This window comes from Allocoleopsis sp., assembly GCF_036703385.1.
Classification (GTDB): Bacteria; Cyanobacteriota; Cyanobacteriia; order Cyanobacteriales; family Coleofasciculaceae; genus Allocoleopsis.
In genome coordinates, this window is the sequence record NZ_DATNPA010000351.1 from 1 (window position 1) to 11,630 (window position 11,630).

The window sequence follows — 11,630 nt, forward strand, 5'->3', positions numbered from 1 at the left end:
AGACGGTCTTATCCGCATCATCTGGTCAAAAACCCGTAACTCCCATGGCTGCAAAAGTCCCAGTTGGCGCACTTCTAACAAGAGGATAGTAACCACTATGCTAGTGATTGCCACAGTTTGTACACTAGCTAAGCTTGATAGATAAGTCCAAAACCTGGAAGTGGAAGTCGTTTTCGCCATCACTACCCTCCCATTGCTTTTTGGAAAACATCCTTCACCCGTTCCCAGGGCACCACGCGCAGCACGACCAAGATCATCGCAGTAAGGATGACTAACCCGGTAATCCAGCTTTTAACTTCGTCTACAGTTCCGCCAATGAATTTAGCTAAACTACCCAGGCGAACCGGGATATCCCAAACTAACCAGCGCAACGGATGCCACCACTTATGATGGAATTGGTTTTGAGGCAGGCGTTGAGCTTCCTGCTCAAACTGCTTCCTAGCCCAGTCCGCATCTCGATCTAGTTGTCTAGCCTCCCACAAGCAACGCCCTGCCAGTTGCAGCAAATAAGGATGCCGCCCTGCCCACTCGATAGCTAGTTTCTGTTTTTCTTCTCTCAAGGCAGCTTCTTCACCAGACACGGTAGTTTTAGGCAAGCGCACTAAGTCCATAGCTTCTGCTTCTGTGAGTCCCCCTAAAGCCAGAACGCTACCCAGATTGAAGAAAGAAGAGGTCAATTTATGCTGACGGCTGTAAATATCCAGTCTTTTATGAGAAGCCATCACCAGCATCAAAGCATTGCGATCCATCAAGGATCGCAGGTTGTCGTAAAAGCCGTTATCAAATTCTTTGGGGTTCTCCAATAACTCTTCAAACTTATCCAAGCACAGGACAGGCAGAACATTCTGAGACTTCCACGCATCTATTGCCGCAGAAAAAGTCTGCCTATCCAGCAGCCCACCATTTAACGGGGTAGCCAAAGCCAGGTTAGCTTGTACTGATGGTCGTTTCAGCAACTCTTGAGCTACAGCACGATAAAAACTAGTTTCCTGCCTACACTGAACCCCTTGTAGCGATAGGTAAATCACCATATAGTTGCTGGGAGTTTTACCGTAACGCTGTACGCGCTGTTCATAAGTTAAGAAAAAGTAAAAGAGCAGCGAGGATTTCCCGATTCGATGTTTCCCAACAACATTGATACTAGTTGGTTGAGCAGCAGCCATGCGTGAGGTAATAAAATCCAGTTCTTCTGTACGACCAACAAAAAATTGCGGGTCAGTAATCATCGAACCAGCAACAAAGGGGCAGGCAGGAAGTGATGAGGTCATGGATAAGTTTTAAAATAAGTTGAAAAGCCTTATTTGTAGATACTTCAGAACAATTGACTCAGCGTCTGAAGACTATTGCAGTTATTCTGCGACCAGTCTCGAAAGTGCATCGCCAACTATAGCAGTTCTCAATAGGGTAGAACATGGGATAAGGGCATGAAATGTCATAACCCTATGAAAGTCCGAGTATTCCACTCAATTAAAACTCGCTATATTCCTTTTCTTCATCTTCACGGTTTAATTTTCCTGAGAATAGCGATTCAAAAGTACTGATATCCCACAAGCTATTCTGTTGTCTGGCAACACCTCATCTCTTGATAAGTACTGTTGTGGAATGCTTGTAAGGGCGCAAACTTACGAACATCGCTATTCCTTAGCGAACACTCCAGCACTCTGGTTCCAGCACCCAATGACTATTTCAGCCTGCCTGATAGTAACATGATTAGTGCTTTGGCAAGGGTGTGATACTCATCTGGTGTATTGTACAGCTGAGCTGAAATCCGCAATATTTGATGGAATGGATTACTCCAGGGAATAATCGGTACCTCAATCTTGAAACGCTCGAATAACACATCCTGAAGTATCGGCCATTCTCGCGATCGCTGTTTAGCGAAGTCAGAGGTCTGAGTATCGAAGGGCACAGCTAAAAGCGATCGCCCTGTTTCCTCGTCCAAACATAACTCCTGCGGCAAAGGTACAACAGCCATCGATCCAACCATCTCATCAGGACACGGTGGCGACACACTCAACGCTTCACACAGGACTTGCCTTGCGAAAAGAGCCTTTGCGCGATTGTCTTCCATCAATTCCAACCATCCACCGGGTAGCAGGGAACCGAGGAAGCGAATGGCTTCGGGGACGCACAGATAGGCGGTGGGATCGTCCGTACCCATCCAGTCAAACTCTAAGTGGAAGCGCGACTTATCAGTACGGGGTGAATTAGCGCCATGACTAATGGTTAAGGGACGAATTGCAGATTGGCGATCGCGCCGAACATACAGAAATTCTGCTCCTTTGGGAGCACATAACCACTTGTGGCAGTTGTCGGTATAATACGCTACTCCATCTCCTGCAAGTTCAGGGGCACTATCCCTGGGGCATGGGCACCATCTACTAGCGTATCCACTCCCCGCGCCGCTAGCTCACTAATTCTTGCTCCATTTGCGATCGCCATCGTTGCTGTGATTCTAGGACTGGCAAAGGGCAAGCACCATAGGAACCATGATTGAGAAAGCTTACAGTTGGGTCAAGCGATCAGAACTTTGCCCAGCGGTTGGGTTCACCTGGAAAAGGCGCATTGTCAATCATTTATTCTCTGTGGCTGAGCGGTAAAATATCGGGTGAGTTGCAGCGGTGCGATCATTGACAGCACTAGCTATCTTCGTCACAGCTCCATCAGGAGAAAGCGGATTGCTAAAACCCCTGAACTCTTCTAAAACTTTAGAAACTCCCCAGGCCGGATTCGAACCAGCGACCAATCGGTTAACAGCCGACCGCTCTACCACTGAGCTACTGAGGATTGTGTAGCTAACCTTTGTCACGATTATCAATCATACCGATCAAAAATAGAATTTGGCAAGCCCTTTCGCAAATTTTAGTGAAAATACGGATGGCATCGGCTTGAAAATCTTGGTATGTAAGGTAGAGCTATCCTATTTGTGTCCTTCTATCTCCTCACCTGTTATGCTGACGCATCACCGCAAGCCCGTCTGTCTCTCCCTCGTGTCTACTGATCTGCCTGTTTGGTCTACTGTCGAAACCGCAGCTACGCTCTATCAGAAAGACCAAAATCGGTTTCATCTGCTTCTGAGCGAACCTGTCCCTCCGGAGTGGGAACCGGAAGCGACAGCGGTTCGGGATACCCATACACCGAAGCAAAACAATCTCCGGCTCTTGTGGATGGAAATCTCGCCCTACCGCGTGATTATGACCATGCAAGGCAATGGTAAATTGAGTTACCGCCACTTTTGGGAGCAAGGAGTTTACGGCGTTAACCGTTATTGGTTGCAAAGCGACGCCCTTAAAGGGCACGAAGCGTTTCGCCTGCGAAATTATACTCGGAGTTTAAAGTTAGAGGGTCGCCCCTTACCGCAACATCTGCGATTGGAATATGAGCTATGGTCAGAAAGGGTTCAGTTGGGTCGCTATGTTTTGAATCTGGAAATTCATCATTAGCAAGACGCCTCAAACAGTAACGGTAAGTCTGAAACAGAAGTTACCTGAGAAGAGTCAATCGATACAAAGATTTTAGATTGAATGGCACTGACTTAAAAAGAATGTCACTGACTTAAGAATTTTCCTTGTTCACCAACCAACCCTTGTGCAGGAGGTCTGGGGGAGGCACTTCGTCCCCCAGCGGGGGGTTTGGGGGGCATCGGGGCCCCCTCTGGGGTTGGGGGGAAGACCCCCCAATCTGGGTTTTTCTCAAAGAACGACTACTTTTTGGTTAAATCAGTAACATTCATTTTAGATTGACCTCGCCGTCGCGGACACAGCACAGTGAGACTTTTAGATGCCTTGGGCTTACAAAGAACGGGGCATGAACCCCAAAATTTTTTAATCCAAAATCCAAATTCTAATATTGCTAGTCAAGCTTTGAGCGTTTGAATTCTAGTTTGTGGCGTCTGGCAGCGCTCACAATAGATTCGAGCGACCGTATCTTTTGGATTAATGCTCAAAACGGCTTCAAACTGTTTCGCCGCTTCTCGAAAACCCTGCTTATAGTAGTAAAACAATCCTTCTTCAAACATTGCTTTTGTGGCTAATTTGTGCTTTTTAAGTTCGGGTTCATCCCCATCAAAGACTTCAAAGACTGCCACAGCTTTTGATTTTCCCTTTACGGTCGTCTTTTCAATAAAGCGAATACAATACTCCATTGGGTTGTGCAACCGCGCCAATGTCTGCTGAGAGATTAATAGCGATACCCGATAAAACTTCGTTAACCCTTCTAAACGGGAGGCTAAATTCACATCATCACTAATCACGGTGCCATCCATCCGACTTTGTCCCCCAACTGTTCCTAGCATCAACGAACCCGTATTGATGCCAATTCCGATAGAGATGGGCAGGTAATCCGATTGAATGCGCTGTTGATTATACGCCGTGAGACGTTGCAGCATGGCAATGGCAGCTTTGACGGCATCATCCGCACTCCCACCAAACAATGCCATAATCGCATCGCCAATGTATTTATCAATAAATCCCTGATTGTCGATAATCGCTGGTTCCATGCGGGATAGATAAGCATTGATAAATTGAAAATTTTCCTGAGGGGTCATCCGTTCGGAGAGAGTGGTGAAGTCGCGAATATCGGAAAAGAGAACGGACATCTCCTGCTGGACTTGGTCACCTAATTGGACATCGACCAAGCTTTTTTTATCTAAAAGCTGTAAGAATTGACGCGGCACAAACCGTGAAAAGGCTTGGTTGAGTTGAAACAGTTCATTTGTGAACCTCATTCGCTCAGCTTCGGCTTGCTTGCGATCGGTGATATCCTCAACAAAGCCCTGATAATAAAGCGGTTCCCCAGCTCCATCATAAACAGTACGGGCGTTCTCACTAATCCAGATGAGGCTACCATCTTTGCGACAGACCATTGACTCAAACTTTGATACCCCACCGTGCTGCTGCATTAAAACCACGAACTCAGCATGACGGTGCGGATCAACGTACATCTGATGTTGGATGTTCGTGATAGTTGCCATTAACTCTTCCGGAGAGTCGTAGCCATAAATTTGCGCGAGGGCAGAATTGGCACTGATATAACGTCCATCCGGGGTGGTCTGAAAGATACCTTCCAGGGCATTTTTAAAAATACTGCGATACTTCTGTTCTGCTTTTTTAAGCGCTTCTTGTGATTGTTTACGTTCCGTAATGTCTTGAAGCGTATTGATGGCATAAGCAATATTGCCTTTGGCATCGTAGATAGGTGTTGCCCAAACTTCTACGGGAATAATTTTGCCGCCTTGGTGGACTTCTAAATCGTCAGCCGTTGCACTCACTCCTTTCAAGGCTCGCACGATAGGTAATTCATTAGGGGGATACTCCTGGTTAGTGCCTGCTTTATAGACCTGATAAACCTCTGGCAACTGTTCGCTGGTGGTACCGGGAACAACACCTTTGCCGAAAATCTCTTTGGCTTTCTGATTAATATAGTAAAGTTTGCCCTCGGCATCTAACACACCTACACCCACAGGCATCGCCTCTAAAAACTGTGCCAAGCGATTCTCATTTTCGTGGAGTTGAGCAATCAGTGCGGCTTGCTCACAATTTAATTTTTCCAACGCCTGATTCATCTTCTGAAGCTGGGCGTTTTGTTCAGCTAGCTTTTTATCCTGAAGATAACTATTGACAGCTTCCTTTACCGTCAATATCAAGTCTTCGGCCTGCCAAGGTTTGGCAATATAACGATATAATTTTGCATAGTTGATTACATTCGCCACCGCTTCCAAATCAGCTTGTCCGGTCAGCATAATTTTGATAGTTTTTGGCGAAATTTCATGAATGCGCTTTAAAAGTTCATCTCCTCGCAGAGTAGGCATGAGATAATCGGAAATGACTAAAGCAACTTCATACTCATCGTCTAGTAATTCTTCTACTAGCTCTAACGCCTCTTCACCCCCTTCAGCGATTTCAATCATGTAGTCATCACCGATGGCTCTCTTAAGCTGTATTTTTAGACTATCCAGGATTGTAGATTCATCATCGATACAAATAATTACGGGTCTCCTCATAGCTCTGATAAACCCGCTCGAATCGTGCCAATCAATTCCTTCCCATCCCAAGGCTTTTGTAAGCAAGCATGTAGGCTAGCTTGTTCCTTGGCTCGTTCAATGGCAGAGTCATCGGCTTGACCCGTCAACATAATTTTAAGAATTTCAGGATGATGTTTGTGAACCTGAATCAGAAATTCATCTCCCTTGACTCCGGGCATCAACCAATCTGAGACGATGACAACAATATCGGTATTATTGTCTTGAAGCTCCTCAATAATCTCCATCGCTTCATCAGCGCTTTCAGCAATTTCATAAATATACTGATCATGAAACTCATTTTTGAGTTGAATTTTGAGACTATTCAAAACTACAGCCTCATCATCAACACACAAAATAACTGGCTTAGACATGGTATTTTTTTTCCTCACTTATATTAATAGGAAGGGATATGATAAATGTTGTTTGACCCGGCACTGAGTTAACTTCAATTGTACCTTCATGTTTCTCAATAATCTTTTTGACGATATCTAATCCCAATCCACTCCCTTCCCCTGGAGGCTTCGTGGTAAAAAATGGCTCAAAGATTCTCGGTTTGATTTCAGGAGGAATGCCCTTGCCATTGTCAGTGATGCTGATGAGTACCCACGCATCTTGCTGTTTCACCTCAATGATTAAGCTCCCCCGATTGTCCATTGCCTGCAAAGCATTGTGGACAAGATTCGTCCAAACTTGATTGAGTTCATCAGGATAACAAAGTACAGGTGGCAACAACTTTTCATAGTTTCTGATGACTTCTACTCCTTGTTTTAGTTGGTTGTGGTAGAGAGTTAAGACTGTTTCAATCCCATCAGTGATATTGACTTGTAGCTTTTCATTTGTAGCGTCATATCGAGCATAGCTTTTGAGAGCAAACACTACTTTTGCGGCTCGTTCCGTTGCAGTACTAATCGTTTGAGTACTTTTTTTTAAAGTAGCAAGTCGATAAGCTATATTTAAGATTGTTTGACTATTCGAATCTTGAAAAAGAGGGAAAAACGTCTCAACTTCCTCATAAATACCCATGTCAACTAGAGTATCGGCAAAATTTTCTGAATTTATAATATTTTGAGATTCGAGTTGGCGAGTTAAAGTTCGTTTGATTTGGCGTTTTTCCTTACTAGAACATGTCAAAGATTGTTGATTAGCCTTTTGGAGTAACGCAAAAAAATCTTGATAACGTTCCGGAGAAAGCTTCTGAAAAAAAATAGGGAGGTTTTCTAGATCATGATTCAAAAAATCGTAAATATTATCGATTGATGAGCGAATCGCGCCTAACGGAGTATTAATTTCATGTCCTATACCTGCAATCAGCTGCCCCAGCAATGCCATTTTTTCTGATTGAATTAACTGGTTCTGTGTAGCTTGAAGTTGCTGTAAGGCTGTTGATAATTGCTCATTTTTAGCTTGGATATTTTTTTGCAAGAAGACCCTGGATAGATGCATTTCCACACGAGCCAAGACCTCTTCAAGTTGAAAGGGTTTGGTAATGTAGTCTACTCCACCGATCGCAAAGGCTTTAACTTTATCAAGTACATCATTGATGGCGCTGATAAAAATGATAGGAATGTCACGATACTGTTCATCTGCTTTTAAGTGATGGCAGACTTCATAGCCATCCATTTCTGGCATCATAATATCCAGTAAAATTAAATCAGGCGGCATATTTCGGGCGGCGTTCAGTGCCAGCTTTCCATTCGGCACAGGTCGAGCTTTATAACCCTTTTTGGTTAAAATATCGACTAATAAACGTAAGTTTGCGGGGGTATCATCAACAACTAAAATATTGCCTTTATACAGGTCGTCTTTAGCGTTATTCATTTGGTATTCTGCTATTCCTCCCTCTCGAAATTAATGTTGATTTTTTTTCAAGCTCAAAATTTTCAATGAAATTATCTAATTCCTCTCTAATCAGTAATGGGAAGAAAAACTGTAAATGTAGTTTTTCCAGGTACTGAGTTTACCTCAAGTGTTCCATCATGTTTCTTGATAATCGTTTGAACAATGTCTAAGCCTAATCCGCTGCCTTCTCCTGCGGGCTTAGTGGTGAAAAAAGGCTCAAAAATCTTTGGCTGAATTTCAGGAGAAATACCCTTACCGCTATCAGTGATACTTATGATTAGCTGTTCCTGCTGCTGTCTCACCTCAATTATTAAAGTCCCTCGGTTTTCCATTGCCTGCAAAGCATTGTGAATGAGATTTGTCCAAACTTGATTGAGTTCATCGGAATAGCAACGTATAGATGGTAAAAAGCTATCATAATTTCTAAGAACCTCCACGCCCTGCTTGAGTTGGTTTTGATAAAGGGTTAATACGGTCTCAATTCCTTCGATGATATTTGCCTCTACTTTTTCAGCTGTGGAGTCATAACGCGCATAGGTTTTTAGCGCAAATACCACTTTTGCTGCTCGGTCTGTGGCAGTGGTAATGGTTCGTGTACTGTTTTGCAAGGTGGAAAATTTATAGGCGAAATTTAAAACTTTTTGCCCTTCTGGGTCTTTTAATAAGGGCAACAAACTTTCAATATTATCGTAAATTCCGATGTCAATTAAAGTATCGGCAATCATTTCAATATTTTCGATTTCTTGTTCTTCGATTTGATTTTTTAAATCTTTTTTAAATTGACGTTTTTCTTTACTGGAAAGAGTAACTTTTTTTTGATTTGACTGTTGAAGTAATGTTAAAAAAATCTGCTGACGCTCTTGTGAGAGACATTGAAAGAATTCAGGTAATTGGTCTAAATTTTTAGCCAAAAAATTGGAAATATTCTCTACCGAGGCGCGAATCGCACCCAGTGGGGTATTAATTTCATGAGCGATTCCGGCAATGAGTTGTCCCAGTGCTGCCATTTTCTCTGATTGAATCAATTCTTCTTGAGTGGCTTTAAGATGGCTTAGGGCTTGGGATAGTTCTTGGGTTCGTTCTGAAACTTTAGTTTCTAGGCTGCGGTTATACTCCTCTAGATTGGCATAGAGTCTGGCATTTTCAATAGAGATAGCGGCTTGGGAAGATAAAACATTCAAAACTTCCAATCTACTAGAGGTAAAGGCTCCGGTTGCCACATTATTTTCTAAGTAGAGAATACCCATCAATTTGCCTTGATTTTTGATGGGGGTACACAAAACTGATTTCGGTTGCTGCTGAATCATGTAGGGGTCAGCAGCAAACGTTGTTTCAACATTAGCATCGTTGAGAATCAAAGTTTCTTGAGTGTGCCAGACATAGTTAATTGTGGAGATGGGAATATCTGGGTTTAACTCAACGGGAATTGATTGTAAAACGGTGAGTAAGGGTTTTGTTTCTGGGCGGTTTATCGCTTGTGTTACATTGCCAATTAAACTATCTGCTACAGCCGTTGCCTCAATTAACAAATTGCCTTCTTTTTGCAATATCAAAGTACATTTTGAGGCTCCGGCATTCTCCATTACTACTTGCATTAAAGTGGAGAGCAACTGATGGAGTTGGATTTCTCCAGAGATGGCTTGCGAGGCTTTCATAACTGTTGCTAAGTCTAAAACCTCGGAAACACTGGAGTTAGTGGAACTAACAGTTGCTCTAGTCATCTGAGCAATTGTTTCACCTGTATTTAAAGTTATTTCCCGGTTTAGGATGGGGGCGAGTAATTGGGGATAGAGTTTTTCTAAATCTTCAACTTTTGTCCTAGCGCCCCAACGAATATAGGCATAATAGGCATCTGTTAGGTAGACTTGGGCAATCTTTTCTTTGCCCCATGCTAGGTAGAATTGAGCGGCGAGTTCACTGGCAAGGGCTTCTTCGTTTATATATCCATTATCTTTAGCTAGTGCGATCGCACGATCATAATAATCCATTGCCTCAGCATTTTTACCTAGAATTCGATAGCGTTCTGCCTCTACTAGATAAAATTTGTGCAGATAGTTCATCGGTGCATGATCGGCCCACAGCTTCATCTTCTGCTGATTGGCTACTATCTTATGAAGAATATTGGCTTGTTCTGCATCGTCTACATTCGGATACACCATCAGTTGAGCCAGAGAATGATAAAAATACAGGATAGCAACACCGACATGCCCTGTGGCACCATCTAAGTAATTTTCGGCTAGTTTTCCACTTTCAAGGGCTTGGGAGAAGTCTTGAAATAAGTAAGCCAAAACTACCTTGTTTGTATATACATTGAACAGTCCATATCGGTCATTCGCTTGCTGAAGCAGCGGTAACATTTTCGACTCATCATAGACTTGACCAATCAGGCAGTGCGGCTGCGCACAAGTAGAGTTTAAATTTTGCACAGACTGGAGATATATCTTGAGCCAATTAGCACTAACAGCTTGATTCAGTTGCTCTAGAGCCTGGATATAGTTTGCCATCTTCTGCTCAAGCTCAGTTATGGACTGCCCTGTAAAGTAGCCATACTGACAGTGGGTTAATGCACAGTAACCAGCAAACTCTAAATCCCCATTTTCGATGCCGGATTGATAGCCATCCTGTAATGGCTTTAAGGTCTCTCTGATATGATTTTTCCAGTGCGTGATGAAGGCATGAGTAACAAGAAGGGTCTTCGATTGAATCTTTTTAGCATTGAGCCGCCCTAAAAGATTTAATGCCAATTTTCCAAATTGATAACCGGAGTCAAGATCGAGAATGACTCCGCAGACAATTGTGCCGTACATCGCATAGGCAAAAGGGGCTTGCTCGGCGTTACCCTGTTGAATATGTAAACTCACCTGTTTAAACGTGATTAACGGCAACAATTCAGGAGCCGCAATATATCCACCAGCGATTAAACTTGATAAGAGTCGGATGACTGCCAACATCCCTCGATCGCTCATTTGGGGCAAGTCAATTAAATCCTCAATTCGCTTCTCTCTTAACGGGGATGTTATTTCTGAGAGAGCTAGCTGAAAATCCGATTGATTGGGCTTCTCTGGAAAGGTTACCCCTAATAATGAGAGCGCTTGTAGTGCAAGCTGAAGTGCAGAATGCATCTGATTTCGCACCATACAAGCTTGTATTTTAACTTCATAGACCTTCAATTGATCCAGGAGCGATCGCGCTTGTTGGAGCACTGTATCCGCCCATTGTTCCATCTGCTCAAAGTCGCCACTCAAGTACGCCGCCTCTGCTGCTTCTTCATGCAGTGCTAATGCTAGTTCATACTGACTCTGCCAAGCTTTTTCTGGCAAAAGGCTGATTCCCACCGCTAAATACATTTTGGCAGCAGCATAAGCCGTAGACGCCTTCGCTTTACGTCCGGCAATTAGATTTAACTGGGCTAATTCATCCCGCTCGGTTTGCTGGGTAATTAAATTTGCCCCGATATTTAACTGATTGACAATATCAAAAATTTTCTCTTCTCGTTCCTCTGCTGTCGGAGCCATACCTCCGCTGCCACCCTTACTCAAAAGCAGTTGTCCTATTTTGAGGTGAGTGGACTGTTTTTCAGATTCTGGAATCAGGAAATAGGCGGCTTGCTGTACGCGATCGTGCAAAAATCTGTAGGAAACTGTTAGTTGTGTATGATCAGTTGTTTGTTGTTTACCATCCTGCTCAACAATTACTGATGCATCCTGAAAGAACTTATAAACTTCACTTTCTGGAAGTACTAATCCTTCTTGCAGTGACCTCCACAAAT

8 protein-coding genes, 1 tRNA gene and 1 pseudogene are annotated in these 11,630 nt (G+C 43.4%); 2 read left to right on the forward strand and 8 right to left on the reverse strand.

The window, feature by feature from the left end; genetic code table 11:
* The 3 genes and pseudogenes from V6C93_RS17440 to V6C93_RS38315 form a co-directional block, all read right to left on the reverse strand.
* A partial coding sequence (locus tag V6C93_RS17440) for a hypothetical protein (protein ID WP_333477941.1) occupies positions 1-180 on the reverse strand: 180 nt, incomplete at its 3' end.
* A 2-nt stretch (positions 181-182) separates the two neighbouring features.
* Positions 183-1,268, reverse strand: coding sequence for a hypothetical protein (locus V6C93_RS17445; RefSeq protein WP_333477942.1), 1,086 nt, complete (start codon positions 1,266-1,268; stop codon positions 183-185).
* Positions 1,269-1,681: 413 nt separating this feature from the next.
* A pseudogene (locus V6C93_RS38315) lies at positions 1,682-2,418 on the reverse strand (aminotransferase class V-fold PLP-dependent enzyme); the annotation flags it as partial.
* 75 nt (positions 2,419-2,493) lie between these two features.
* On the opposite strand from V6C93_RS38315, the gene V6C93_RS38770 reads away from it, so the two are divergent.
* Positions 2,494-2,634 (forward strand): hypothetical protein, encoded by a 141-nt coding sequence (locus tag V6C93_RS38770; RefSeq protein WP_333477945.1) that lies wholly within the window; start codon positions 2,494-2,496, stop codon positions 2,632-2,634.
* Positions 2,635-2,715: 81 nt separating this feature from the next.
* On the opposite strand, the gene V6C93_RS17465 is transcribed toward V6C93_RS38770, so the two are convergent.
* Positions 2,716-2,787 (reverse strand) — tRNA-Asn (locus tag V6C93_RS17465).
* Between the two features lie 164 nt (positions 2,788-2,951).
* Between V6C93_RS17465 and V6C93_RS17470 the strand changes: the two genes are divergently transcribed.
* Positions 2,952-3,443, forward strand: a complete 492-nt coding sequence (locus tag V6C93_RS17470; RefSeq protein WP_349262748.1) for a hypothetical protein — start codon at positions 2,952-2,954, stop codon at positions 3,441-3,443.
* A gap of 413 nt (positions 3,444-3,856) precedes the next feature.
* Here V6C93_RS17470 and V6C93_RS17475 read toward each other — a convergent pair whose 3' ends face one another.
* From V6C93_RS17475 to V6C93_RS17490, 4 genes are all read right to left on the reverse strand, one after another.
* Entirely contained in the window at positions 3,857-6,001 is a 2,145-nt protein-coding gene (locus V6C93_RS17475) for a PAS domain S-box protein (protein ID WP_333477947.1), read from the reverse strand.
* Positions 5,998-6,393, reverse strand: coding sequence for a response regulator (locus V6C93_RS17480; protein ID WP_333477948.1), 396 nt, complete (start codon positions 6,391-6,393; stop codon positions 5,998-6,000). Before V6C93_RS17480 ends, V6C93_RS17475 begins: the two co-directional genes overlap by 4 nt.
* A complete protein-coding gene (locus V6C93_RS17485) occupies positions 6,386-7,840 on the reverse strand; it encodes a hybrid sensor histidine kinase/response regulator (RefSeq protein ID WP_333477949.1) in 1,455 nt (484 codons plus the stop codon). Before V6C93_RS17485 ends, V6C93_RS17480 begins: the two co-directional genes overlap by 8 nt.
* An 86-nt stretch (positions 7,841-7,926) precedes the next feature.
* On the reverse strand, positions 7,927-11,630 hold a 3,704-nt coding region (locus tag V6C93_RS17490; RefSeq protein WP_333477950.1), incomplete at its 5' end, for a trifunctional serine/threonine-protein kinase/ATP-binding protein/sensor histidine kinase.